Origin of the sequence: Promicromonospora iranensis (genome assembly GCF_028994775.1) — a bacterium.
In the GTDB taxonomy this organism is placed as follows: domain Bacteria; phylum Actinomycetota; class Actinomycetes; order Actinomycetales; family Cellulomonadaceae; genus Promicromonospora; species Promicromonospora iranensis_A.
Genome location: NZ_JAJQMN010000008.1, coordinates 57,302 through 81,741 on the forward strand (window position 1 = coordinate 57,302; position 24,440 = coordinate 81,741).

General features: G+C 66.3%; 34 protein-coding genes. All 34 read left to right on the forward strand.

What is annotated here, in order from left to right; genetic code table 11:
- The first annotated feature begins 28 nt into the window (after positions 1–28).
- The 34 genes from LUU90_RS15985 (at position 29) to rpsK (ending at position 24,272) form a co-directional block, all read left to right on the forward strand.
- Positions 29–3,913 (forward strand): DNA-directed RNA polymerase subunit beta', encoded by a 3,885-nt coding sequence (locus tag LUU90_RS15985; protein WP_275004529.1) that lies wholly within the window; start codon positions 29–31, stop codon positions 3,911–3,913.
- Positions 3,914–4,338: 425 nt separating this feature from the next.
- Positions 4,339–4,713: a 30S ribosomal protein S12 gene (rpsL, locus tag LUU90_RS15990; RefSeq protein WP_108492305.1), complete on the forward strand. Its 375-nt coding sequence runs from the start codon at positions 4,339–4,341 to the stop codon at positions 4,711–4,713.
- Positions 4,713–5,183, forward strand: a complete 471-nt coding sequence (gene rpsG, locus LUU90_RS15995; protein WP_020016110.1) for a 30S ribosomal protein S7 — start codon at positions 4,713–4,715, stop codon at positions 5,181–5,183. Before rpsL ends, rpsG begins: the two co-directional genes overlap by 1 nt.
- Positions 5,184–5,276: 93 nt before the next feature.
- Positions 5,277–7,379 (forward strand): elongation factor G, encoded by a 2,103-nt coding sequence (gene fusA / locus LUU90_RS16000; protein WP_275004530.1) that lies wholly within the window; start codon positions 5,277–5,279, stop codon positions 7,377–7,379.
- Between the two features lie 122 nt (positions 7,380–7,501).
- Positions 7,502–8,698, forward strand: a complete 1,197-nt coding sequence (tuf, locus tag LUU90_RS16005; protein WP_275004532.1) for an elongation factor Tu — start codon at positions 7,502–7,504, stop codon at positions 8,696–8,698.
- 527 nt (positions 8,699–9,225) lie between these two features.
- The gene (rpsJ, locus tag LUU90_RS16010; protein WP_019146773.1) at positions 9,226–9,534 is read left to right on the forward strand and encodes a 30S ribosomal protein S10; all 309 of its coding nucleotides are present in this window, start codon (positions 9,226–9,228) and stop codon (positions 9,532–9,534) included.
- A gap of 14 nt (positions 9,535–9,548) precedes the next feature.
- Positions 9,549–10,202, forward strand: coding sequence for a 50S ribosomal protein L3 (rplC, locus tag LUU90_RS16015; protein ID WP_274993151.1), 654 nt, complete (start codon positions 9,549–9,551; stop codon positions 10,200–10,202).
- A gap of 5 nt (positions 10,203–10,207) precedes the next feature.
- Positions 10,208–10,900 carry a 50S ribosomal protein L4 gene (gene rplD, locus LUU90_RS16020; RefSeq protein ID WP_275004533.1) on the forward strand — a complete coding sequence of 231 codons (693 nt, stop codon included), beginning with the start codon at positions 10,208–10,210 and terminating at the stop codon, positions 10,898–10,900.
- Positions 10,897–11,199: a 50S ribosomal protein L23 gene (gene rplW, locus LUU90_RS16025; RefSeq protein WP_129788480.1), complete on the forward strand. Its 303-nt coding sequence runs from the start codon at positions 10,897–10,899 to the stop codon at positions 11,197–11,199. Before rplD ends, rplW begins: the two co-directional genes overlap by 4 nt.
- Before the next feature lie 31 nt (positions 11,200–11,230).
- A complete protein-coding gene (gene rplB / locus LUU90_RS16030) occupies positions 11,231–12,067 on the forward strand; it encodes a 50S ribosomal protein L2 (RefSeq protein WP_275004535.1) in 837 nt (278 codons plus the stop codon).
- A gap of 14 nt (positions 12,068–12,081) precedes the next feature.
- Positions 12,082–12,363, forward strand: coding sequence for a 30S ribosomal protein S19 (rpsS, locus tag LUU90_RS16035; RefSeq protein ID WP_253869175.1), 282 nt, complete (start codon positions 12,082–12,084; stop codon positions 12,361–12,363).
- A 67-nt stretch (positions 12,364–12,430) separates the two neighbouring features.
- Complete coding sequence (rplV, locus tag LUU90_RS16040; protein WP_116673591.1) at positions 12,431–12,790, forward strand: 50S ribosomal protein L22; 360 nt, start codon at positions 12,431–12,433, stop codon at positions 12,788–12,790.
- Complete coding sequence (gene rpsC, locus LUU90_RS16045; protein ID WP_275004537.1) at positions 12,790–13,629, forward strand: 30S ribosomal protein S3; 840 nt, start codon at positions 12,790–12,792, stop codon at positions 13,627–13,629. The genes rplV and rpsC overlap by 1 nt, the downstream gene beginning before the upstream one ends.
- Before the next feature lie 2 nt (positions 13,630–13,631).
- Positions 13,632–14,048 carry a 50S ribosomal protein L16 gene (gene rplP, locus LUU90_RS16050; RefSeq protein ID WP_108492297.1) on the forward strand — a complete coding sequence of 139 codons (417 nt, stop codon included), beginning with the start codon at positions 13,632–13,634 and terminating at the stop codon, positions 14,046–14,048.
- Complete coding sequence (rpmC, locus tag LUU90_RS16055; protein WP_116673593.1) at positions 14,048–14,287, forward strand: 50S ribosomal protein L29; 240 nt, start codon at positions 14,048–14,050, stop codon at positions 14,285–14,287. The genes rplP and rpmC overlap by 1 nt, the downstream gene beginning before the upstream one ends.
- 4 nt (positions 14,288–14,291) lie before the next feature.
- Positions 14,292–14,579, forward strand: coding sequence for a 30S ribosomal protein S17 (rpsQ, locus tag LUU90_RS16060; protein WP_275004539.1), 288 nt, complete (start codon positions 14,292–14,294; stop codon positions 14,577–14,579).
- Between the two features lie 136 nt (positions 14,580–14,715).
- Positions 14,716–15,084, forward strand: coding sequence for a 50S ribosomal protein L14 (gene rplN, locus LUU90_RS16065; RefSeq protein ID WP_274993155.1), 369 nt, complete (start codon positions 14,716–14,718; stop codon positions 15,082–15,084).
- 2 nt (positions 15,085–15,086) lie between these two features.
- The gene (rplX, locus tag LUU90_RS16070; RefSeq protein WP_116673595.1) at positions 15,087–15,428 is read left to right on the forward strand and encodes a 50S ribosomal protein L24; all 342 of its coding nucleotides are present in this window, start codon (positions 15,087–15,089) and stop codon (positions 15,426–15,428) included.
- Positions 15,428–16,000 (forward strand): 50S ribosomal protein L5, encoded by a 573-nt coding sequence (rplE, locus tag LUU90_RS16075; RefSeq protein ID WP_116673596.1) that lies wholly within the window; start codon positions 15,428–15,430, stop codon positions 15,998–16,000. The genes rplX and rplE overlap by 1 nt, the downstream gene beginning before the upstream one ends.
- A gap of 1 nt (position 16,001) precedes the next feature.
- Entirely contained in the window at positions 16,002–16,187 is a 186-nt protein-coding gene (locus LUU90_RS16080; protein WP_021480434.1) for a type Z 30S ribosomal protein S14, read from the forward strand.
- Positions 16,188–16,260: 73 nt separating this feature from the next.
- Positions 16,261–16,659: a 30S ribosomal protein S8 gene (gene rpsH / locus LUU90_RS16085; protein ID WP_274993156.1), complete on the forward strand. Its 399-nt coding sequence runs from the start codon at positions 16,261–16,263 to the stop codon at positions 16,657–16,659.
- 21 nt (positions 16,660–16,680) lie between these two features.
- Positions 16,681–17,217 carry a 50S ribosomal protein L6 gene (rplF, locus tag LUU90_RS16090; RefSeq protein WP_275004540.1) on the forward strand — a complete coding sequence of 179 codons (537 nt, stop codon included), beginning with the start codon at positions 16,681–16,683 and terminating at the stop codon, positions 17,215–17,217.
- A 2-nt stretch (positions 17,218–17,219) separates the two neighbouring features.
- Positions 17,220–17,591: a 50S ribosomal protein L18 gene (rplR, locus tag LUU90_RS16095; protein WP_274993158.1), complete on the forward strand. Its 372-nt coding sequence runs from the start codon at positions 17,220–17,222 to the stop codon at positions 17,589–17,591.
- 31 nt (positions 17,592–17,622) lie between these two features.
- The gene (gene rpsE, locus LUU90_RS16100; RefSeq protein WP_275004541.1) at positions 17,623–18,276 is read left to right on the forward strand and encodes a 30S ribosomal protein S5; all 654 of its coding nucleotides are present in this window, start codon (positions 17,623–17,625) and stop codon (positions 18,274–18,276) included.
- Positions 18,276–18,458 (forward strand): 50S ribosomal protein L30, encoded by a 183-nt coding sequence (gene rpmD / locus LUU90_RS16105; RefSeq protein ID WP_020016131.1) that lies wholly within the window; start codon positions 18,276–18,278, stop codon positions 18,456–18,458. Before rpsE ends, rpmD begins: the two co-directional genes overlap by 1 nt.
- Before the next feature lie 2 nt (positions 18,459–18,460).
- Positions 18,461–18,913: a 50S ribosomal protein L15 gene (gene rplO / locus LUU90_RS16110; protein WP_274993160.1), complete on the forward strand. Its 453-nt coding sequence runs from the start codon at positions 18,461–18,463 to the stop codon at positions 18,911–18,913.
- A 212-nt stretch (positions 18,914–19,125) separates the two neighbouring features.
- The gene (gene secY / locus LUU90_RS16115; protein ID WP_275004542.1) at positions 19,126–20,421 is read left to right on the forward strand and encodes a preprotein translocase subunit SecY; all 1,296 of its coding nucleotides are present in this window, start codon (positions 19,126–19,128) and stop codon (positions 20,419–20,421) included.
- 80 nt (positions 20,422–20,501) lie between these two features.
- Positions 20,502–21,059 (forward strand): adenylate kinase, encoded by a 558-nt coding sequence (locus LUU90_RS16120; protein ID WP_275004873.1) that lies wholly within the window; start codon positions 20,502–20,504, stop codon positions 21,057–21,059.
- A gap of 3 nt (positions 21,060–21,062) precedes the next feature.
- On the forward strand, positions 21,063–21,950 hold the full coding sequence (gene map / locus LUU90_RS16125; RefSeq protein ID WP_275004544.1) for a type I methionyl aminopeptidase: 888 nt from the start codon (positions 21,063–21,065) through the stop codon (positions 21,948–21,950).
- A 70-nt stretch (positions 21,951–22,020) separates the two neighbouring features.
- Positions 22,021–22,476: a hypothetical protein gene (locus tag LUU90_RS16130; RefSeq protein ID WP_275004546.1), complete on the forward strand. Its 456-nt coding sequence runs from the start codon at positions 22,021–22,023 to the stop codon at positions 22,474–22,476.
- Positions 22,477–22,768: 292 nt separating this feature from the next.
- The gene (infA, locus tag LUU90_RS16135; RefSeq protein ID WP_020016137.1) at positions 22,769–22,990 is read left to right on the forward strand and encodes a translation initiation factor IF-1; all 222 of its coding nucleotides are present in this window, start codon (positions 22,769–22,771) and stop codon (positions 22,988–22,990) included.
- A 128-nt stretch (positions 22,991–23,118) separates the two neighbouring features.
- Complete coding sequence (gene rpmJ, locus LUU90_RS16140; RefSeq protein WP_003956441.1) at positions 23,119–23,232, forward strand: 50S ribosomal protein L36; 114 nt, start codon at positions 23,119–23,121, stop codon at positions 23,230–23,232.
- Between the two features lie 183 nt (positions 23,233–23,415).
- Positions 23,416–23,790, forward strand: a complete 375-nt coding sequence (gene rpsM / locus LUU90_RS16145) for a 30S ribosomal protein S13 (RefSeq protein ID WP_129788495.1) — start codon at positions 23,416–23,418, stop codon at positions 23,788–23,790.
- Between the two features lie 77 nt (positions 23,791–23,867).
- A complete protein-coding gene (gene rpsK / locus LUU90_RS16150; RefSeq protein WP_020016139.1) occupies positions 23,868–24,272 on the forward strand; it encodes a 30S ribosomal protein S11 in 405 nt (134 codons plus the stop codon).
- The last annotated feature ends 168 nt before the right edge of the window (positions 24,273–24,440 follow it).

Sequence of the window (24,440 nt, forward strand, 5' to 3'; positions counted from 1 at the left end):
TTTCGAGAACTTCAGGAAGTAGGACATCTTGCTCGACGTCAACGTCTTCGACGAGCTGCGTATCGGCCTCGCCACGGCCGAGGACATCCGTGCCTGGTCGCACGGTGAGGTCAAGAAGCCAGAGACCATCAACTACCGCACCCTCAAGCCGGAGAAGGACGGGCTCTTCTGCGAGAAGATCTTCGGTCCGACCCGCGACTGGGAGTGCTACTGCGGCAAGTACAAGCGCGTGCGCTTCAAGGGCATCATCTGCGAGCGGTGTGGCGTAGAGGTCACGCGCTCCAAGGTGCGCCGTGAGCGCATGGGCCACATCGAGCTCGCCGCACCCGTCACGCACATCTGGTTCTTCAAGGGTGTGCCGTCCCGCCTGGGCTACCTGCTGGACCTGGCCCCGAAGGACCTCGAGAAGGTCATCTACTTCGCGGCCTACATGATCACGTCGGTCGACGACGAGGCCCGCCAGGAAGACCTGCCGAACCTGCAGAACGAGATCGATCTCGAGAAGAAGGAGATCTCCGACCGCCGGGACAACGACATCAACACCCGCGCCCAGAAGCTCGAGGCCGACCTGGCCGAGCTCGAGGCCGAGGGTGCCAAGGCCGACGCGCGCCGCAAGGTGCGTGACTCCGCCGAGCGCGAGATGGCTCAGATCCGCAAGCGTGCGGACCAGGAGCTGGACCGCCTCGAGCAGGTCTGGGACCGGTTCAAGAACCTCAAGGTCGCTGACCTCGAGGGCGACGAGATGCTCTACCGGCAGCTCCAGGACCGCTACGGCACCTACTTCGAGGGGGCCATGGGCGCGAACGCGATCCAGCAGCGCCTCCAGAACTTCGACCTGGAGGCCGAGGCCGAGTCGCTGCGCGAGACGATCCGCTCGGGCAAGGGCCAGCGCAAGACCCGTGCCCTCAAGCGCCTCAAGGTCGTGAACGCGTTCCTCACGACCACGAACTCGCCGACCGCGATGGTGCTCGACGCCGTTCCGGTCATCCCGCCGGACCTGCGCCCGATGGTGCAGCTCGACGGTGGCCGGTTCGCGACGTCGGACCTGAACGACCTGTACCGCCGCGTCATCAACCGGAACAACCGCCTCAAGCGGCTTCTGGACCTGGGCGCGCCGGAGATCATCGTCAACAACGAGAAGCGGATGCTCCAGGAGGCCGTGGACTCGCTGTTCGACAACGGTCGCCGCGGTCGTCCGGTCACGGGTCCGGGCAACCGTCCGCTGAAGTCGATCTCCGACATGCTCAAGGGCAAGCAGGGTCGATTCCGTCAGAACCTGCTCGGTAAGCGTGTCGACTACTCGGGCCGTTCGGTCATCGTGGTCGGCCCGCAGCTCAAGCTGCACCAGTGCGGTCTGCCCAAGCAGATGGCGCTCGAGCTGTTCAAGCCGTTCGTCATGAAGCGGCTCGTGGAGCTCAACCACGCGCAGAACATCAAGAGCGCGAAGCGCATGGTCGAGCGCACCCGTCCCGTGGTCTGGGACGTGCTCGAAGAGGTCATCACGGAGCACCCGGTGCTGCTGAACCGTGCACCGACGCTGCACCGCCTGGGTATCCAGGCCTTCGAGCCGCAGCTCGTCGAGGGCAAGGCCATCCACCTGCACCCGCTCGTGTGCGGCGCGTTCAACGCCGACTTCGACGGTGACCAGATGGCGGTGCACCTGCCGCTGAGCGCCGAGGCGCAGGCCGAGGCCCGCATCCTCATGCTCTCGAGCAACAACATCCTGAAGCCGTCGGACGGCCGTCCGGTGACCATGCCTTCGCAGGACATGATCATCGGTCTGCACCACCTCACGAGCGACCGTCCGGGCGCCGTGGGCGAGGGCCGTGCGTTCGGTTCCGTGGCCGAGGCCATCATGGCCTTCGACCGGGGCGAACTGGACATCAACGCCAAGATCAAGCTGCGGATGTCGGACCTGGTGCCGCCGCTGAAGGACTTCGAGGCGCCCGAGGGCTGGGAGCCGGGGCAGCAGCTCCTGTTCGACACCACCCTCGGCCGGTACCTGTTCAACGAGGCGCTGCCCGTCGACTACCCGTACGAGAACGGTGTGGCCGACAAGAAGCGCCTGTCGACGATCGTCAACGACCTCGCCGAGCGCTACCCGAAGGTGGAGGTGGCCGCGGCGCTGGACGCGCTGAAGGACGCCGGCTACCGCTGGGCCACGCGTTCCGGTGTCACGATCGCCATCTCCGACGTCGCCGCGCCGACCGCCAAGGCGGAGATCCTCGACGAGCACGAGGCTCGGGCCCTCAAGGTCCAGCAGCAGTTCGACAAGGGTCTGATCACCGACGACGAGCGCCGTCAGGAGCTCATCGAGATCTGGACGCAGGCTACCGACAAGGTCGCACAGGCCATGCGGGTCAACCTCGAGAGCAACGCGCGCAACACCGTGATGCGCATGGTGGGCTCGGGTGCTCGTGGTAACTGGATGCAGGTCCGTCAGATCGCCGGTATGCGCGGCCTCGTGGCGAACCCGAAGGGCGAGATCATCCCTCGTCCGATCAAGTCCAACTACCGTGAGGGCCTGTCCGTCCTCGAGTACTTCATCGCGACGCACGGTGCCCGTAAGGGTCTGGCCGACACGGCTCTCCGTACGGCGGACTCGGGTTACCTGACCCGTCGTCTGGTGGACGTCTCGCAGGACGTCATCATCCGCGAGGACGACTGCGGCACCGAGCGTGGCCTCACGCTGCCGGTCGCCGAGAAGCTCCCGGACGGCTCGCTCGTCCCGGACGACCGTGTCGAGACCAGCATCTACTCGCGTACCTTCGCGACCGACGTGGTGGACGCCGACGGCAACGTCATCGCGACCGCCGGTTCGGACGCGGGCGACGTCATCATCGACCAGGTGATCGCCGCGGGCATCGAGAGCGTCAAGGTCCGTTCGGTCCTGACGTGCGAGTCCCGCGTGGGTACCTGCGCGAAGTGCTACGGCCGCTCCCTGGCCACGGGCCTGCTCGTGGACATCGGCGAGGCCGTCGGCATCATCGCGGCGCAGTCGATCGGTGAGCCGGGCACGCAGCTGACGATGCGTACCTTCCACACCGGTGGTGTGGCTGCCGCTGAGGACATCACGCAGGGTCTGCCGCGTGTCACCGAGCTCTTCGAGGCCCGTACCCCCAAGGGTGAGGCGCCGATCGCGGAGTACACGGGTCGCGTGACGATCGAGGACACCGAGCGGACGCGTCACCTCGTGCTGACGCCGGACGACGGTGGCGAGGAGATCAAGTACCCGGTCACGAAGCGTGCACGCCTGAAGATCGCGGACGGCGACCACGTCACCGTGGGCACGCAGCTCGTGCAGGGTGCTGTCGACCCGAAGAAGGTGCTGCGGATCCTCGGCCCGCGTGCCACGCAGACGCACCTGGTGGACCAGGTCCAGGAGACCTACCGCAGCCAGGGCGTGGACATCCACGACAAGCACATCGAGGTCATCGTGCGGCAGATGCTGCGTCGCGTGACCGTGCTCGACTCGGGTGACTCGCAGCTGCTGCCTGGTGAGCTCGCGGAGCGCATGCGCTTCGAGGACGCGAACCGCAAGGCCGTGTCGGAGGGTGGCCAGCCGGCCGCCGGCCGTCCGGAGCTGATGGGTATCACGAAGGCTTCGCTCGCCACCGACTCGTGGCTCTCGGCGGCCTCCTTCCAGGAGACCACCCGAGTGCTCACCGAGGCGTCGATGAGCGGTCGCCGTGACCCGCTGCTGGGCCTCAAGGAGAACGTCATCATCGGTAAGCTCATCCCGGCCGGTACGGGTCTGCCCCGCTACCGCAATGTCGAGGTCGAGCCCACCGAGCAGGCCAAGGCCGAGCTCTACCCGAGCTTCGGCTACGACGAGATCGACTTCCCGACGCTCGGCATGGGCTCGGGCGAGGCGATCCCGCTGGAGGACCTGGACCTCGGCGACTTCCGCTGATCCCGATCCGTTGACCGCGAGGTAGAGCGCCTGTCCTGCTCCGCACGGGTTCGTCCCGTGCGGAAGCCGGACAGGCGCTCTACTTCGCGGCTCTTCGGGTGCATCTCACACCCGATTCGTTTTGACCCCCCGTAAACACGTGGGTATTCTTAGAATTCGTGCCCGCGCCGTCGGGCCGCATCTCTTGAAAGCCGCCGCAAGGTGGCCTCGGAAGCGGCCGATGTGAGCGCGTGGGCATCCCGGCGAGATCCTCCGGGGCACGTCGTGCCCTGATGGTGGAGCCGGGCCATCGAGCCGGTGGTAAGTGGCGCAGCAGTCCCCGTGAGGGCTGTGGGTGCCGCATGCAATCGGCACGCACAAGCCAAGACCATCGACGGGGACGCCGGCAGGGCGTCGCCGAAGCTCAAGAAGACGACGGAGACGTAGTGCCTACGATCCAGCAGCTCGTCCGCAAGGGGCGTACCTCGAAGGTTACGGCGTCCAAGACGCCGGCCCTTCATGCCTCCCCTCAGCGGCGCGGTGTGTGCACTCGCGTGTACACCACCACCCCCAAGAAGCCGAACTCCGCGCTCCGCAAGGTTGCGCGTGTGAAGCTCTCCTCCGGTACCGAGGTCACCGCGTACATCCCCGGCGTCGGCCACAACCTGCAGGAGCACTCCATCGTGCTCGTGCGTGGCGGCCGTGTGAAGGACCTCCCGGGCGTGCGGTACAAGATCGTCCGCGGCGCGCTTGACACCCAGGGTGTCAAGGGTCGCAAGCAGGGTCGGAGCAAGTACGGCGCCAAGAAGGAGAAGAGCTGATGCCCCGCAAGGGTCCGGCCCCGAAGCGGCCGCTCATCGTTGACCCGGTGTACGGGTCCCCGGTCGTCACGCAGCTGATCAACAAGGTCCTGCTCGACGGCAAGAAGTCGACCGCCGAGGCGATCGTCTACGGCGCTCTCGAGGGCGTTCGTGCCAAGACCGACGGCGACCCGGTCGTCGTGCTCAAGCGTGCGCTGGACAATGTCCGTCCTGCGCTCGAGGTCCGCTCCCGCCGCGTCGGCGGTGCCACGTACCAGGTGCCGGTCGACGTCCGCCCCACGCGTGCCACCACGCTCGCGCTGCGCTGGCTCACCGACTTCTCGCGTGCTCGTCGCGAGAAGACGATGACGGAGCGTCTCATGAACGAGATCCTCGACGCGTCGAACGGTCTCGGTGCTGCGGTCAAGCGCCGCGAGGACATGCACAAGATGGCCGACTCCAACAAGGCCTTCGCGCACTACCGCTGGTAGTAGCTTCCGAGCGGCCCCGGGTCACCCCGGGGCCGTCGGTGGATGCTTGACCGCCGGCCCCCAGCCCACCTTCAGACCAAGGGGTAAGACACCGTGGCACTCGACGTGCTGACCGACCTGAACAAGGTCCGCAACATCGGCATCATGGCCCACATCGATGCCGGCAAGACCACGACGACCGAGCGCATCCTTTTCTACACGGGTGTGAACTACAAGATCGGTGAGACGCACGACGGTGCGTCGACGATGGACTGGATGGAGCAGGAGCAGGAGCGCGGCATCACGATCACGTCCGCCGCGACGACCTGCTACTGGAAGAACAACCAGATCAACATCATCGATACGCCTGGTCACGTCGACTTCACGGTCGAGGTGGAGCGTTCGCTGCGCGTGCTCGACGGTGCCGTTGCCGTGTTCGACGGCAAGGAGGGCGTCGAGCCCCAGTCGGAGACGGTCTGGCGGCAGGCGGACAAGTACGACGTCCCGCGCATCTGCTTCGTCAACAAGATGGACAAGCTCGGTGCGGACTTCTACTTCACCGTCGACACCATCATCAACCGCCTCAAGGCGAAGCCGCTCGTCATCCAGCTCCCGATCGGTGCTGAGAACGACTTCGAGGGCGTTGTCGACCTCATCGAGATGAAGGCGCTCACGTGGCGCGGCGACACCAAGATGGGTGAGGAGTACGAGGTCGAGGAGATCCCGGCCGACATGCTCGAGAAGGCGCAGCAGTACCGCGCCGACCTGGTCGAGGCTGTCGCCGAGGCCGACGACGAGCTGCTCGAGAAGTTCCTCGGTGGCGAGGAGCTGACGGTTCCGGAGATCAAGTCCGGCATCCGGAAGCTCGTCATCAAGTCCGCGGCCTTCCCGGTCCTGTGCGGCTCGGCGTTCAAGAACAAGGGCGTCCAGCCCATGCTCGACGCCGTGATCGACTACCTGCCGACTCCGCTCGACGTCCCGGCTGTCCAGGGCGTCGACGTCAAGGACGCAGAGAAGATCATCGAGCGTCGGCCGGACGAGACGGAGCCGTTCTCGGCGCTGGCGTTCAAGGTCGCCACGCACCCGTTCTTCGGCAAGCTGACCTACGTCCGCGTGTACTCGGGCAAGGTCGCGCAGGGCGCCGCCGTGCAGAACTCGACCAAGGGCAAGAAGGAGCGCATCGGGAAGCTCTTCCAGATGCACTCCAACAAGGAGAACCCGGTCGAAGAGGCGCACGCCGGCCACATCTACGCGTTCATCGGGCTCAAGGACGTCACCACCGGTGACACCCTGTGCGACCCGCAGAACCAGGTCATCCTCGAGTCGATGAGCTTCCCGGAGCCCGTCATCGACGTGGCGATCGAGCCGAAGACGAAGGCCGACCAGGAGAAGCTGTCGACCGCCATCCAGAAGCTCGCGCAGGAGGACCCGACCTTCCGCGTGCGGCTGGACGACGAGACCGGCCAGACCGTCATCGGCGGCATGGGCGAGCTCCACCTCGACATCCTCGTCGACCGTATGCGTCGCGAGTTCAAGGTCGAGGCGAACGTCGGTAAGCCGCAGGTCGCCTACCGCGAGACCATTCGCCGCGTTGCGGAGAAGGTCGACTACACGCACAAGAAGCAGACGGGTGGTTCCGGCCAGTTCGCCAAGGTCCAGGTGACCTTTGCGCCGCTGGAGACGACGGAGGGCGAGCTCTACGAGTTCGAGAACGCCGTCACCGGTGGCCGCATCCCGCGCGAGTACATCCCGTCCGTGGACGCTGGTATCCAGTCGGCCATGCAGCAGGGTGTGCTGGCGGGCTTCCCGGTCGTCGGCGTCAAGGCGTCGCTGATCGACGGTGCGTACCACGACGTCGACTCCTCGGAGATGGCGTTCAAGATTGCCGGTTCGATGGTCTTCAAGGAAGGCGTCAAGCGCGCCGACCCGGTCCTGCTCGAGCCGGTCATGGCCGTCGAGGTGCGTACGCCCGAGGAGTACATGGGCGACGTGATCGGCGACATCAACTCCCGACGTGGCATGATCCAGTCCATGGAGGACGCGACCGGCGTCAAGGTCGTTCGCGCCCAGGTGCCGCTCAGTGAGATGTTCGGCTACATCGGTGACCTCCGGTCGAAGACCCAGGGTCGCGCGGTGTACTCGATGCAGTTCGACAGCTACGCCGAGGTTCCCAAGGCAGTTGCCGAAGAGATCATCAAGAAGACCCGGGGCGAGTGAGTCCCCACAGGTCGACCCGCACAACCAACCTGTAGGAAGAACCGCACGCCCCGCAGTTGTAGGCTTCTTGGCCGGACATCTGCAACGTTCGGAACATCTACCCAAGTCCCAGGAGGACCCCAGTGGCTAAGGCCAAGTTCGAGCGGACCAAGCCGCACGTCAACATCGGCACGATCGGTCACGTCGACCACGGTAAGACGACGCTGACCGCCGCGATCTCGAAGACGCTTGCGGACAAGTACCCGGAGCTCCCGGCGAACACGCAGCGCAACTTCGACGAGATCGACGCCGCGCCGGAGGAGAAGCAGCGCGGTATCACGATCAACATCGCGCACATCGAGTACGAGACGCCGAAGCGCCACTACGCGCACGTCGACGCTCCGGGTCACGCCGACTACATCAAGAACATGATCACCGGTGCCGCCCAGATGGACGGCGCGATCCTGGTGGTCGCCGCGACCGACGGCCCGATGGCCCAGACGCGTGAGCACGTGCTGCTCGCCCGTCAGGTCGGCGTGCCCTACCTGCTCGTGGCGCTCAACAAGTCCGACATGGTCGACGACGAGGAGATCCTCGAGCTCGTCGAGATGGAGGTCCGTGAGCTCCTCTCCTCGCAGGAGTTCGACGGCGACAACGCTCCCGTCGTGCGCGTCTCCGGCCTCAAGGCCCTCGAGGGCGACGCCGAGTGGGTCGAGAAGATCGTCGAGCTGATGGACGCCGTGGACGAGAACGTCCCGGAGCCGGAGCGCGACCTCGACAAGCCGTTCCTCATGCCGATCGAGGACGTCTTCACGATCACCGGTCGTGGCACCGTCGTCACCGGCAAGGTCGAGCGTGGCACGCTGGACATCAACTCGGACGTCGAGATCGTCGGCATCCGCCAGCCGCAGAAGACCACGGTCACCGGTATCGAGACGTTCCACAAGCAGATGGACCAGGCTCAGGCCGGCGACAACACCGGTCTGCTCCTGCGTGGCATCAAGCGCGAGGACGTCGAGCGCGGTCAGGTCATCGTGAAGCCGGGTTCGATCACCCCGCACACGAACTTCGAGGCTCAGGTCTACATCCTGGGCAAGGACGAGGGTGGCCGTCACAACCCGTTCTACTCGAACTACCGCCCGCAGTTCTACTTCCGCACCACGGACGTCACCGGCGTCATCACGCTGCCCGAGGGCACCGAGATGGTCATGCCCGGCGACAACACCGAGATGTCGGTCGAGCTCATCCAGCCGATCGCCATGGAGGAGGGTCTGGGCTTCGCCATCCGCGAGGGTGGCCGCACGGTCGGTTCAGGCCGTGTCACCAAGATCATCAAGTGATCTTGGAGCACAGACTCATCTGACGGAAGTCAGCTGAACGATGGGGCCCGGGTGCTTCGGCACCCGGGCCTCATCGCGTAAGTAGTGGGCGTCACACCATCCTCCGTTTGGTACATGCGGAGTCGTATGGCAAGATTGCATAGTTGCCTGTCACAGGCGCGCTCTTTCAAGTGTCGAACAGTGTGCAGAACCGCAGTCCTTGGTCCCGGATCGTTCGGGGCCAGCAGAGGCTGGAGCGGTCACCCTCCCGGGGAGAAACCGGGTGTGGGGTCGCGGGGTTTATCGCCTGCTATTCGATGCTACGAGGCGCCCCGCGGAGCACACGTCCTTCGGTTCTGCCGGAGGCACTGTTCCGAGCAGGCTCGGCAAACGTCGTGGTCGGTCCGGCTGTACAGCTGGTCCAGATCACTTCCCAACGGCCCCGGCACCAGTCATGGTGTTATGCGCCCGGCTGTGCCGCTTTAAGCGACACGCCCGAGTGCGTGGGTCGGACAGTAGCGGTTCGAGAGAGAGAGTCAGACGACGCCATGGCGGGACAGAAGATCCGCATCCGGCTCAAGTCCTACGACCACGAGGTGATCGACAGTTCGGCGCGCAAGATCGTCGACACGGTCACTCGCGCTGGTGCGACGGTCGTGGGTCCGGTGCCGCTGCCGACGGAGAAGAACGTCTTCGTTGTGATCCGGTCGCCTCACAAGTACAAGGACAGCCGCGAGCACTTCGAGATGCGTACGCACAAGCGGCTCATCGACATCATCGATCCCACGCCCAAGGCCGTCGACTCGCTCATGCGACTCGACCTGCCGGCGGACGTGAACATCGAGATCAAGCTCTGAGGCTGGAGGACATCATGACCAACCAGCAGAAGAACGTGACCGCGTTGCTCGGGACCAAGCTCGGCATGACGCAGCTCTGGGACGAGGCAGGCCGCCTCGTGCCGGTGACCGTCGTGTCCGTGGGCACCAATGTGGTGACCCAGGTCCGCACGGTCGACGCCGACGGTTATGCGGCTGTTCAGCTCGCGACCGGCCAGGTCGACCCGCGCAAGGTCACCAAGCCCCTCAAGGGCCACTTCGAGAAGGCCGGCGTCACGCCGCGCCGTCACGTGGCCGAGATCCGTACCGAGAACGCCTCCGAGTTCACGCTCGGCCAGGAGATCACTGCTGACGCCTTCGAGGCCGGCGCCGTGGTCGACGTGGTTGGCACCACCAAGGGCAAGGGTACCGCCGGTGTGATGAAGCGTCACGGCTTCCACGGCGTCGGTGCATCGCACGGTGCGCACCGTAACCACCGCAAGCCCGGCTCGATCGGTGGCGCTTCGACGCCGTCGCGAGTCTTCAAGGGCATGAAGATGGCCGGTCGGATGGGTAACGCCCGTCAGACCACCCAGAACCTGACCGTTCACGCGGTCGACGCTGAGAAGGGTCTGCTGCTCGTCAAGGGCGCGGTTCCCGGCCCCAAGGGTGGCGTCGTCCTCGTGCGTAACGCCGCGAAGGGAGCGTGAACCCGATGACCGCTCTGACTGTCGACGTCCTGGACGCCCAGGGCAAGAAGTCCGGCACCGCCGAGCTCCCTTCTGAGGTGTTCGACGTCGCCGTGAACATCCCGCTGATCCACCAGGTGGTCGTTGCGCAGCGCGCAGCCGCCCGCCAGGGGACCGCGTCCACGAAGACTCGTGGCGAGGTTCGCGGTGGTGGCCGCAAGCCGTACAAGCAGAAGGGCACCGGCCGCGCCCGCCAGGGTTCGACGCGTGCTCCGCAGTTTGCCGGCGGTGGCGTCGTCCACGGCCCGCAGCCGCGCAGCTACGACCAGCGCACCCCGAAGAAGATGAAGGCTGCCGCCCTGCGCGGTGCCCTCTCGGACCGCGCTCGTTCCGGTCGCGTGCACGTCGTTGCCGGTTTCGGCATCGAGGGTGTCCCGTCGACCAAGACGGCGCTTGCCACCATCACGAAGCTGACGACGCGCGCTCACGTGCTCGTCGTGACGCAGCGCGATGACGAGGCCACGGTCAAGTCCCTGCGCAACGTTCCCGAGGTGCACCTCCTGGTCGCTGACCAGCTGAACACCTACGACGTGCTCGTCTCCGACGACGTCATCTTCACCGAGGGTGCGCTTGCCGCGTTCCTCGAGGGCCCGACCAAGGGCGCGAAGGCTGTCGCCACGGAGTCCGAGGCCGAGACCGCTGAGGAGACTGCCAAGTGACCGTCACCGTGAAGGACCCGCGCGACATCCTGCTCGCGCCGGTCGTCTCCGAGAAGAGCTACAACCTTCTCGACGAGGGCAAGTACACCTTCATCGTGGACCCGAGCGCCAACAAGACCGAGATCAAGATCGCTATCGAGAAGGTCTTCAGCGTCAAGGTCGCGTCGGTGAACACGATGAACCGCAAGGGCAAGACGCGTCGCACGCGTTTTGGCCTCGGCAAGCGCAAGGACACGAAGCGTGCGATCGTCACCCTCCGCGAGGGCACGATCGACATCTTCGGCGGTCCGGTCGGCTGAGCTGACGAGAGACGATTGAGGACAGGTTTCCATGGGAATCCGTAAGTACAAGCCGACGACGCCCGGCCGCCGCGGCTCCAGCGTTGCCGACTTTGTCGAGGTCACACGCTCGCAGCCGGAGAAGTCGCTGATCCGCCCGCTGAGCAAGACCGGTGGACGCAACAACACCGGTCGCATCACGACGCGTCACAAGGGCGGCGGCCACAAGCGCGCCTACCGCGTCATCGACTTCCGTCGTCACGACAAGGACGGCGTGCCTGCGAAGGTCGCTCACATCGAGTACGACCCCAACCGCACGGCGCGCATCGCGCTCCTGCACTACGCGGACGGCGAGAAGCGCTACATCATCGCGCCGAACAAGCTGTCGCAGGGCGACCGCATCGAAGCCGGTGCGGGTGCCGACATCAAGCCCGGCAACAACCTGCCGCTGCGCAACATCCCGACCGGTACGGTCATCCACGCCATCGAGCTTCGGCCCGGTGGCGGTGCGAAGATCGCTCGTTCGGCTGGTGCGTCGGTGCAGCTCGTTGCCAAGGACGGCCCCTATGCGCAGCTGCGCATGCCGTCCGGCGAGATCCGGATGGTCGACCTCCGCTGCCGCGCAACGGTCGGCGAGGTCGGCAACGCCGAGCAGTCGAACATCAACTGGGGCAAGGCCGGCCGCATGCGCTGGAAGGGCAAGCGCCCGACCGTCCGCGGTGTCGCCATGAACCCGGTGGACCACCCCCACGGTGGTGGTGAAGGTAAGACGTCCGGCGGACGTCACCCGGTCAGCCCCTGGGGCCAGGCCGAGGGTCGTACCCGCCGTCCGAACAAGTCGAGCGACCGGATGATCGTCCGTCGCCGTCGTACCGGCAAGAAGCGCTGATAGGAGCCTGAAACATGCCTCGTAGCCTGAAGAAGGGCCCCTTCGTAGACGGTCACCTCCAGAAGAAGGTGGACGTCCAGAACGAGAAGGGGACCAAGACAGTTATCAAGACCTGGTCCCGTCGGTCGGTAGTCACGCCCGACTTTCTCGGTCACACCTTTGCCGTGCACGACGGTCGCAAGCACGTCCCGGTCTTCGTGACCGAGTCGATGGTCGGCCACAAGCTCGGCGAGTTCGCTCCCACGCGGACCTTCCGCGGCCACGTGAAGGACGACAGGAAGGGTCGTCGCCGCTGAGGCGTGGGGTTCTCCCCACCACAGCAGTGATGATCTGGACTGTCTGAGAAAAGGAAGCAGGACAGCAATGGAAGCCAAGGCGCAGGCGCGGTTCGTCCGTGTCACGCCCCAGAAGGCCCGGCGCGTCGTGGACCTCATCCGTGGCAAGCAGGCCTCTGAGGCCGTCGCGGTGCTGAAGTTCGCACCGCAGGCCGCCAGTGAGCCGATCCGCAAGGTCGTGGAGAGCGCGATCGCGAACGCTCGGGTGAAGGCCGACCGCGCGAGCGAGCGCTTCGACGAGGGCGACCTGGTCGTCTCCGCCGCGTTCGTGGACGAGGGGCCGACGCTCAAGCGTTTCCGGCCGCGGGCTCAGGGACGTGCTACGCGCATTCTTAAGCGCACCAGCCACATCACCGTGGTGCTCGCCGACAAGGAAGGGGCCCGATAGTGGGACAGAAGGTTCACCCGCACGGGTACCGCCTGGGTATTACGACTGACCACCGGTCGCGTTGGTTCGCCGACAGCACCAAGCCTGGTCAGCGGTACCGCGACTACGTCCGTGAGGACGTTCAGATCCGCAAGCTCATGAGCACTGGTCTCGAGCGTGCCGGTATCTCCAAGGTTGAGATCGAGCGCACCCGCGACCGTGTCCGCGTGGACATCCACACGGCACGTCCGGGCATCGTGATCGGCCGTCGAGGTGCTGAGGCCGACCGCATCCGCGGCGAGCTCGAGAAGCTCACGGGCAAGCAGGTTCAGCTCAACATCCTCGAGGTCAAGAACGCGGAGATCGACGCGCAGCTCGTTGCTCAGGGCATTGCCGAGCAGCTGGCCAGCCGTGTCTCCTTCCGTCGCGCGATGCGCAAGGGCATGCAGTCCGCCCAGCGTGCCGGCGCGAAGGGTATCCGCGTGCAGGTCGCCGGCCGCCTCGGCGGCGCCGAGATGAGCCGTTCGGAGTTCTACCGCGAGGGCCGCGTGCCCCTGCACACTCTCCGTGCGTACATCGACTACGGCTTCTACGAGGCCCGCACCACCTTCGGCCGCATCGGCGTGAAGGTGTGGATCTACAAGGGCGAGGTCACCGAGAAGGAGTTCGCCGCTCAGCAGGCTACCGCCGCTCCCCGTCAGGGCCGTGGCCGGGGCGACCGCCCCGAGCGTGGCGAGCGCGGTGGCGAGCGTCGCGGTGGCGGTCGTCGTAACGAGCGTCCGGCCGAGCGCAGTGCTGAGGCAGCCCCCGTGGCTGAGGCAGCCGCTGCTCCGGCCGCAGAGACCGGAACGGAGGCCTGACCATGCTGATCCCGCGCAGGGTCAAGCACCGCAAGCAGCACCACCCGTCGCGCTCCGGTGCGGCAAAGGGTGGCACCCAGATCGCGTTCGGCGACTTCGGCATCCAGGCTCTGGAGCCGGCGTACGTCACCAACCGCCAGATCGAGGCGGCGCGTATCGCAATGACTCGCCACATCAAGCGTGGCGGCAAGGTGTGGATCAACATCTACCCGGACCGTCCGCTGACGAAGAAGCCTGCCGAGACCCGCATGGGTTCCGGTAAGGGTTCTCCGGAGTGGTGGGTCGCCAACGTCAAGCCGGGTCGGATTCTTTTCGAGCTGGCCGGTGTTGACGAGTCCCTTGCTCGCGAGGCCATGCGCCGCGCGATGCACAAGCTCCCGATGAAGTGCCGTTTCGTGGTGCGCGAGGGTGGTGTCTGATGGCTATCGGTACGCAGGGGCTTGCCCCCATCGATCTGGATGGCATGGATGACGAGACTCTCGTCGCCAAGCTGAAGGAAGCCAAGGAGGAGCTTTTCAACCTCCGCTTCCAGTCGGCGACCGGCCAGCTCGAGAGCCACGGTCGTCTCAAGGCCGTCCGTCGTGACATCGCTCGGATCTACACGATCCTGCGTGAGCGCGAGCTCGGCATCCGTACGGCTCCGAGCGTGAGTGAGTGAGGCAATGAGCGAGAACACGACGTCTGCGGCCCCCGAGGCCCAGCGCCCGACGCGTAAGGTGCGCCGTGGCTACGTGGTCAGCGACAAGATGGACAAGACCATCGTGATCGAGGTCGAGGACCGGGTGAAGCACCCGCTCTACGCCAAGGTCATCCGTCGCACGACCAAGGTCAAGGCGCACGACGAGCAGAACAGCGCCGGTGTCGGCGACCTGGTCGTCATCATGGAGACCCGCCCGCTGTCCGCTACCAAGCGGTTCCGGCTCGTGGAGATCCTCGAGAAGGCCAAGTAAGGACTTCTATTTCGGCTGGGGCGGTGCGTGACACACGTACGCGTGCCGTCCCGGCTCAGCACAGCAACTATCCGTTCGACCAGGCTCGCCGGAATCAGTCCGCGCGAGAACCAGTTCGACGACAGGAGTTCATTCAATGATCCAGCAGGAGTCGCGACTTCGGGTCGCCGACAACACGGGTGCCAAGGAGATTCTCTGCATCCGCGTTCTCGGTGGTTCGGGCCGTCGCTACGCCGGAATCGGCGACACCATCGTCGCCACCGTCAAGGACGCGATCCCGGGCGGCAACGTGAAGAAGGGCGACGTCATCAAGGCTGTCGTCGTCCGGACCGCCAAGGAGCGCCGCCGTCCCGACGGTTCCTACATCAAGTTCGACGAGAACGCCGCCGTCATCCTGAAGGGCGACGGTGAGCCTCGCGGCACCCGCATCTTCGGCCCGGTGGGTCGTGAGCTGCGTGACAAGCGGTTCATGAAGATCATCTCGCTGGCTCCGGAGGTGCTCTGACCATGGCGAAGATCAAGAAGGGCGACCAGGTCATCGTGATCTCGGGTCGCGACAAGGGCAAGACCGGCCGGGTGCTCGAGGTCCTCAAGGACTCCGACCGCCTCGTGGTCGAGGGCGTCCAGCGTGTCACGAAGCACACCAAGGTGGGTCAGTCGCAGCGCGGCGCCCGCACCGGTGGCATCGAGACGGTCGAGGCGCCGATCCACGTGAGCAACGTGATGATCGTCGACCCGGAGACCAAGAAGGGCACCCGCGTCGGGTACCGCGAGGAGCAGGTGGAGCGCGACGGTCGTACCAAGACCGTCCGGATCCGCGTTGCGAAGCGCTCCGGGAAGGACATCTGATGACCGAGACGACCATCGAGGCCCCGGCCCAGCCGCGCCTCAAGCAGAAGTACCGCGAGGAGATCCTCCCGGCGCTGATCGAAGAGTTCGGCCACAAGAACCTGCACCAGGCCGGCGGTCTCACGAAGATCGTCGTGAACATGGGTGTGGGCGACGCGGCCAAGGACTCGAAGCTCATCGAGGGCGCTATCCGCGACCTCTCGGCGATCACCGGTCAGAAGCCGCAGGTCACCAAGGCTCGTAAGTCCATCGCTCAGTTCAAGCTGCGCGAGGGCATGCCGATCGGTGCGCACGTGACGCTTCGTGGTGACCGCATGTGGGAGTTCCTCGACCGCCTGCTGGCGACCGCCCTGCCGCGTATCCGCGACTTCCGTGGTCTGTCGCCCAAGCAGTTCGACGGGCACGGCAACTACACCTTCGGTCTCACGGAGCAGTCGATGTTCCACGAGATCGACCAGGACAAGATCGACCGGGTCCGCGGTATGGACATCACGGTCGTGACGACGGCGACGACCGACGACGAGGGCCGCTCTCTGCTGCGCCGTCTCGGCTTCCCCTTCAAGGAGAACTGACATGGCGAAGAAGGCCCTGATCAACAAGGCGGCCGCCAAGCCGAAGTTCGCGGTTCGCGCCTACACCCGGTGCCAGAAGTGCGGTCGCCCGCACTCCGTTTACCGCAAGTTCGGCCTGTGCCGCATCTGCGTTCGGGAGATGGCCCACCGCGGCGAGCTCCCGGGCGTCACCAAGAGCAGCTGGTAACACAACTACGCCGTAGGTCTGTTCGGTCCCTCGGGGCCGCTCGGATACCCCGGCGAGGAAGGGCAAGAGCCCGATGACTATGACCGACCCGATCGCAGACATGCTGACCCGTCTGCGTAACGCGAACTCGGCGCACCACGACACGGTTTCCATGCCGTCGTCGAAGCTGAAGACGCACATTGCTGAGATCCTGCAGGCCGAGGGCTACATCGTCGGCTGGTCCGTGGAGGATGCCCAGGTGGGCAAGACCCTCACGCTCGAGCTGAAGTACGGCCAGAACCGGGAGCGCGCCCTGGCGGGCGTGCGCCGCGTCTCGAAGCCCGGTCTGCGTGTCTACCGCAAGTCCACCGATCTGCCCAAGGTGCTCGGCGGCCTGGGCGTGGCGATTCTGTCCACGTCCTCCGGCCTCCTCACCGACCGTCAGGCACAGGCCAAGGGCGTCGGCGGCGAAGTCCTCGCCTACGTCTGGTAATCCGGAAAGGAGAAAACGCCAATGTCTCGAATCGGCAAGCTTCCCGTTCCGGTCCCAGCCGGCGTGGACATCACTGTCAGCGGCGCGCTCGTGACCGTGAAGGGCCCCAAGGGTTCTCTCGAGCACAACGTGCCCGCACCCATCAATGTCGCCCAGGAGGACGCCCAGCTTGTGGTGTCCCGCCCGGACGACGAGCGGAACTCCCGTGCGCTGCACGGCCTGACCCGCACCCTGATCGCCAACATGATCACCGGTGTGACGCAGGGCTACGAGAAGAAGCTCGAGATCGTCGGTACTGGTTACCGTGTCGTGGCGAAGGGCTCGAACCTCGAGTTCGCGCTCGGCTTCAGCCACCCCGTTGTCGTCGAACCGCCTGCGGGCGTCACGTTCGCAGTCGAGAGCCCCACCAAGTTCTCGGTCTCGGGCATCGACAAGCAGCAGGTCGGCGAGGTCGCAGCGAACATTCGCAAGATCCGCAAGCCCGAGCCTTACAAGGGCAAGGGCGTGCGTTACGCCGGCGAGAACGTCCGCCGCAAGGTCGGAAAGGCTGGTAAGTGACGATGGCTATCAAGATCCTGGGCAAGGGCAAGTCCGTCGCTCGTCAGCGTCGTCACCTGCGCCTGCGCAAGAAGATCGCAGGCACCGCCGTTCGTCCGCGTCTGGTTGTCACCCGTTCCTCGCGCCACATGGTGGCGCAGGTCGTGGACGACAGCGTGGGCAAGACCGTCGCCTCGGCGTCGACCCTCGAGGCCGACCTGCGTGCGTTCGACGGCGACAAGACGGCCAAGGCCCGCAAGATCGGCGAGCTTGTCGCCGAGCGTGCCAAGGCTGTCGGCGTCGACACCGTCGTGTTCGACCGCGGCGGCAACAAGTACCACGGTCGCGTCGCTGCAGTGGCTGACGGCGCCCGCGAGGGCGGTCTGGCCCTGTGATGACCAACGCACGGAAGAAGAGGACTCTCTGATGGCTGCAGGGCAGCGCAGCGGCGCCCCCCAGGGTGCCGCCACCGAGAACAAGGACCGAAACGACCGCCGTGGTGGCGGACGTCGGGACGACCGCCGCGGCGGACGCGAGGAGAAGAGCGCCTTCGTCGAGAAGGTCGTCTCCATCAACCGCGTCGCCAAGGTCGTCAAGGGTGGACGTCGCTTCAGCTTCACCGCGCTCGTCGTGGTGGGCGATGGTGACGGCACCGTAGGCGTCGGCTACGGCAAGGCCAAGGAGGTGCCCGCGGCGATCGCCAAGGGTGTCGAGGAGGCGAAGAAGAACTTCTTCCGCGTCCCTCGTATCCAGGGCACCATCCCTCACCCCATCCAGGGTGAGAAGGCCGCCGGTGTCGTGTTCCTGCGTCCGGCGTCGCCGGGTACCGGTGTGATCGCCGGTGGTCCGGTGCGCGCCGTGCTGGAGTGCGCCGGCATCCACGACGTGCTGAGCAAGTCGCTCGGTTCGTCGAACGCGATCAACATCGTGCACGCCACGGTCGCGGCACTGAAGGGCCTCGAGGAGCCGGCTGCTGTTGCCGCTCGTCGTGGCCTCCCGCTCGAGGACGTGGCTCCGGCCGCACTCCTTCGTGCGCAGGCCGCTGGTCGTGCCGAGTCGACTGCAAAGGCGGGTGCGTGATGGCTCGACTCAAGGTGACTCAGACCAAGTCCGCCATCGGCGGCAAGCAGAACCAGCGTGACACGCTGCGAACCCTCGGCCTCAAGCGGATCGGCGACACCGCCGTGAAGGAGGACCGTGCGGAGATTCGCGGCATGGTCAAGACGGTGGCGCATCTCGTCGCCGTCGAGGAGGTCGAGTGATCATGGCGGAGAACAAGCCGCTGAAGATGCACCACCTCCGTCCGGCCCCCGGCGCCAAGACCGCGAAGACCCGTGTGGGTCGTGGTGAGGCGTCGAAGGGTAAGACGGCAGGTCGTGGTACCAAGGGTACGAAGGCTCGTTACCAGGTCCCCGCTGGCTTCGAGGGTGGGCAGATGCCTCTGCACATGCGCCTCCCGAAGCTGCGTGGGTTCAAGAACCCGTTCCGCGTGGAGTTCCAGGTCGTGAACCTGGACAAGCTCTCCGCGCTGTTCCCCGAGGGTGGCTCCGTCACCGTCGAGGACCTCGTCGCCAAGGGTGCGGTCCGCAAGGGCCAGCCCGTGAAGGTGCTGGGCAACGGCGAGATCACCGTCAAGCTCGAGATCGCGGTCGACCGCGTCTCGGCGTCCGCCAAGGAGAAGATCCTGGCGGCCGGCGGTACGGTCTCGGAGGCCTGAGACTGCTGCAGGGCCGGCGGCGCATGATGCGCGGCCGGCCCTGTGTGCTCTCTTGAGAAAACTGGGGGGCTCTCGTGGTCCGAGAGACCCCGTGAGCAACGTAGAATCCGACACGGTCTGGCTGCACCGTTGTGGTCTGGCCCACGTTCGACACACCTCGCCGGTGCCAGCCGGCGACACTAGATCCCGCAACGGCGGGCCAGGAGGATAGGGTGCTCAGCGCTTTCGGCCGGGCTTTCCGGACGCCAGACCTGCGGCGCAAGCTGCTGTTCACGATCGCGATGATGGCGATCTTCCGGCTCGGGTCGTTCATCCCGACCCCCGGTGTGGACTACGCGAACGTGCAGCAGTGCATCGCCTCGGAGGGCGACAACAGCCTGCTCGGTCTGATCAACGTCTTCAGCGGCGGCGCTCTGCTGCAGCTGTCGATCTTCGCCCTCGGGATCATGCCGTACATCACGGCGAGCATCATCGTGCAGCTGCTTCGCGTGGTGATCCCACGCTTCGAGGCGCTGCAGAAGGAGGGCCAGTCGGGTCAGACCAAGCTGACCCAGTACACCCGCTACCTGACGATCGCCCTCGCGATCCTCCAGTCCACGACCGTCATCACGACGGCCCGCCAGGGTGTGCTCTTCCAGAACTGTGACCTCAACGTCATCGTCGACGACGGCATCCTGACCTCGATCCTCATGGTCATCACCATGACGGCCGGTACCGGCCTCGTCATGTGGATCGGTGAGCTGATCACCGAGCGCGGCGTCGGCAACGGCATGTCCCTGCTGATCTTCACGTCGATCGCGGCGAGCTTCCCGACGTCGCTCTGGTCGATCGCCGGTGGCGCCAACGGCGCCGTCAACTTCACCGTGATGCTGTTGGTCATCATCGTGGTGATCGGCCTCGTGGTGTTCGTCGAGCAGTCGCAGCGCCGCATCCCGGTGCAGTACGCGAAGCGCATGGTGGGCCGCCGGATGTACGGCGGCACCAGCACCTACATCCCGATCAAGATCAACATGTCCGGCGTGATCCCCGTGATCTTCGCGGCGTCGATCCTCGCTATCCCGGGCCTGATCGCCCAGTTCGGGGACCAGAGCGCCGACTGGGTCATCTGGATCTCCAACAACCTGGTCCAGCAGTCGTCGCCGCTGTACATCGCGGTCTACACGCTGATGATCATCTTCTTCTGCTTCTTCTACACCTCGATCACGTTCAACCCGGACGAGGTCGCGGACAACATGAAGAAGTACGGCGGCTTCATCCCGGGCATCCGCGCCGGCCGCCCCACGGCGGAGTACCTCGACTTCGTGATCACCCGGATCACCTCCGCCGGTTCCGTGTACCTCGCGCTGATCGCGCTGATCCCGACGCTGGTGCTCGTCTTCCTCGGCGTCAGCACCAACCTGCCCTTCGGTGGCGCCTCGATCCTGATCGTGGTCGGTGTCGGGCTGGATACGGTCAAGCAGATCGATTCACAGCTGCAGCAGCGCCATTACGAAGGATTTCTCCGTTGAGTCAGACTCCCACCACCACCTCCCGCCGCGAGCTGCATGCTCGTCCGGACCAGGAGGGTCAGGTCACGCGCCTGGTCATCATGGGTCCGCAGGGTGCGGGCAAGGGCACGCAGGCGGCCCGTCTCGCCGAGGTCTTCGGGATCGTCCCGATCTCGACGGGCGACATCTTCCGCGCGAACATCGCGGGGGAGACCGAGCTGGGCAAGCTTGCGCAGGAGTACACGAACAAGGGTGACCTCGTCCCGGACGAGGTCACCAACGCGATGGTCCGGGACCGCCTCGCGGAGCCCGACGTCAAGGAGGGCTTCATCCTCGACGGGTACCCGCGCAACGCGGCCCAGGTCACGGAGCTCGACCGGATCCTCGCCGACCTCGGCTGGGAGCTGGACGGCGTCATCGAGCTGACGGCGGACCGCGACGAGCTCCTGACGCGCATCGCGAAGCGCGCTCAGGACGAGGGGCGCGACGACGACACCGAGGACGCGATCACGCGCCGCCTCGACATCTACGCGGAGCAGACAGCACCGCTGACGGCGGCGTACGCCGAGCGCAACCTGCTCGTCCAGGTCGACGGGCTCGGCGAGATCACCGAGGTCACCGACCGTATCGTCGCCGCTCTCGCGGCCCAGCTGGGCTGAGGCGTGGTCTTCGGGCGGGAGCGGGTCGAGTACAAGACGCCGGACCAGGTGCGCCTCATGCGGCGTGCCGGTCTGGTGGTCGCGGACACGCTGGCCGCGGTCCGGGCTGCGACCCGGCCCGGCCTGACGACGGCCGACCTGGACGCCGTGGCGGCCCGGTCCATCGAGGACGCCGGCGCGGCGCCCTCCTTCCTGGGCTACCACGGCTTCTCGGGGGTCATCTGCACGTCAGTCAACGAAGAGGTCATCCACGGGATCCCGGGCAGCCGGGTGCTCGCGGCGGGTGATCTCGTCTCGGTCGACTGCGGCGCGATCGTCGAGGGCTGGCACGGGGACTCGGCCATCTCGTTCGTCCTGGGTCCCGACGGGGCGCTGGACCACAAGCTGCCCGACGGCGACCTGGTCGCCGCGGGCGCGGACCTCGCCGACATCGCGCTCGTCCGGGCGACGGAGGCCGCCATGTGGGCGGGTATCGCCGCCCTGGCATCCGCGAAGCGGCTGAACGCCGTCGGGGAGGCCGTCGAGGCCGCCGTCGAGATGGCCGGAGAGTTCAACGGTGTCGAGTACGGCATCGTCGAGGAGTACGTCGGGCACGGCATCGGCAGCGCCATGCACCAGCCGCCGGACGTGCACAACTACAAGACGTCGGCGTCCGGTCCCCGGCTGCGGTCCGGGATGTGCCTGGCCATCGAGCCGATGATCACGCGCGGCGGTTCCGAGACCAGCGTCCTGGAGGACGACTGGACGGTGGTCACCGTCGACGGTTCCCGTGCGGCGCACTGGGAGCACTCCACCGCGATCGTGGAGGACGGCATCATCGTCCTCACCGCGGTCGACGGGGGAGCGGAGCGCCTCGGCGTCTTCGGCGTCGAACCGGTCTCGCTCGACTGAGCCCTGCTCGTACCGGTGACTTTCACCCGGGGTCTATTGAACTCGGAGTCAGTTGGCTACGATCGGCCCCGTGACCGATGAAGCGCACATCCTGTCCGGCAGCGCCAGCTCCTCGGGGCCGGGCGCGGATACCGGGCCGCGCGGCGACACCACCAGTGCGGCGCCCGCACATGCCGGCGCAGCCCGGACGTCCTGGTACGCACGGGTCCTTCCGGCGGCAGGCAGCGCTCTCCGGCGGTTCGGTCGCTGGCTCGCCACGTGGGGCCGCCGGCTCGCGCCCAGCCCTTTCCTGTGGGCCGGCACCGTGCTCGGGTTCGGCACCTCGCTGCTCGTGTGGGAGTCGGTACTGCTGCTCGGTGTCGTGGTGTGGCTGCTCGGGGTGTGGCTCTGGAAGGCTCGGGGCACGTCCGTGCTCATCGCGCTCGGCCTGGGCGTCGTGCTCGGCTGGCTCCCGATGCTGTTCTTCTTCGTCGACAGTCTGCCGCACACGATGATCGGTCTCCCGGGGGTCGAGTACGACCTCTGAGCGGCCCCGCGTGGTGAGGCTCACGGCCCGAGTGCCCGTCGCCGGCGCCCTGCGCTTTGAATGCTTTACGAAGTGACGTAGGCTAGACCGCTGGGTGTAGTCCGTTCAACGCCTCCAGTTCTTCAAAGGGTGCCGAGGCGCCTGCCGGTCCCCGCGCGAGCGGGGCGCAGGCCGAGGCACACGAGGTTGGCGGTACACGGACGCACGCGACATCCACACCCGACTGTCGGCAACGCAGGCTCCTGCGGCGCCGTGGGCGTGGAAGCAGTCACGACGAGAGTTAGCGGAGGATATGGCAAAGAAGGACGGTGTCATCGAGATCGAGGGCAGCGTGATCGAGGCTCTGCCGAACGCGATGTTCCGCGTGGAGCTGTCGAACGGTCACAAGGTTCTCGCGCACATCTCGGGCAAGATGCGTCAGCACTACATCCGGATCCTTCCTGAGGACCGCGTGGTGGTGGAGCTCAGCCCGTACGACCTGTCCCGCGGCCGGATCGTCTACCGCTACAAGTAGTCAGTCCCCGATCCGGGGCTACGTCGACCACGGCCTGGCCGGAGGTGACGTCGCCGCATGATCGACCACCCACGACACTGCTGCGCGCGCACCGGGAAACCGGACGTTCGTTGCGGAGGAAAAATCCGATGAAGGTCAAGCCGAGCGTCAAGAAGATCTGCGACAAGTGCAAGGTGATTCGCCGGCACGGTCGCGTCATGGTGATCTGCGACAACCTGCGCCACAAGCAGCGCCAGGGCTGATCACAGCCCGGGCAACCGCCCGGGTCGGTGGCTGAGGCCACCACCAGCGCACCACCTCGAACCTCGCCACGCGGGCAACCGCGCAGCAAGGGGAACCCTCGGTCCGGAGGCCGGGGCCCGCGAGATCTCGCGGGATGGCGGTGCGGCAGACCTCCGACGAGCAGTACAGGAGCCGGAAGGCACATGGCACGTCTTATCGGCGTCGACCTCCCCCGCGACAAGCGGCTTGAGGTTGCGCTCACTTACATCTTCGGTGTGGGTCGTACCCGCGCGAAGCAGACCCTGGCCGCCACGGGCATCAGCCCGGACGTCCGCGTGAAGGACCTCGGCGACGCCGAGCTCGTCGCGCTCCGTGACCACCTCGAGGGCAACTTCAAGCTCGAGGGTGACCTCCGCCGTGAGGTCGCGGCCGACATCCGCCGCAAGGTCGAGATCGGCACCTACCAGGGCCTGCGCCACCGTCGCGGCCTGCCGGTGCGTGGTCAGCGCACCAAGACCAACGCGCGTACCCGCAAGGGTCCCAAGCGCACCGTCGCGGGCAAGAAGAAGGCCCGCTGATAGCAGTCCGTGGAGCGGTCGGCTCACCGAGCTGAGACCGCCCCGGTCCGATCAGACCAGGAGATTCGAAAACACATATGCCTCCCAAGACTCGCGCCGCCGCAGGCCGCAAGCCCCGCCGCAAGGACAAGAAGAACGTCCCGCTCGGCCAGGCGCACATCAAGTCCACGTTCAACAACACGATCATCTCGATCACCGACCCGTCCGGTGCCGTGGTGTCGTGGGCGTCCGCAGGCCACGTCGGCTTCAAGGGCTCCCGCAAGTCCACCCCGTACGCCGCGCAGATGGCTGCCGAGTCGGCCGCTCGCCGCGCGCAGGAGCACGGCGTCAAGAAGGTCGACGTCTTCGTGAAGGGCCCGGGTTCCGGTCGCGAGACCGCCATCCGCTCGCTCCAGGCGACCGGCCTCGAGGTCGGCTCGATCCAGGACGTGACGCCCCAGGCTCACAACGGCTGCCGCCCCCCGAAGCGTCGCCGCGTCTGATATCCGTCGCGCCGCGGTGCGGCCACGCAGCCCCTGGGCCGTGCGGCCGCACCGCGATCGAGACGTTCGCTCACCGCTTGCGGTGAGCAACTTCGCCCGGACGGTGACAGAGATCCGCCCGGGCCGCGAGAGATCGCATGCCGTGATGCGTCATATAGCGGACGCACA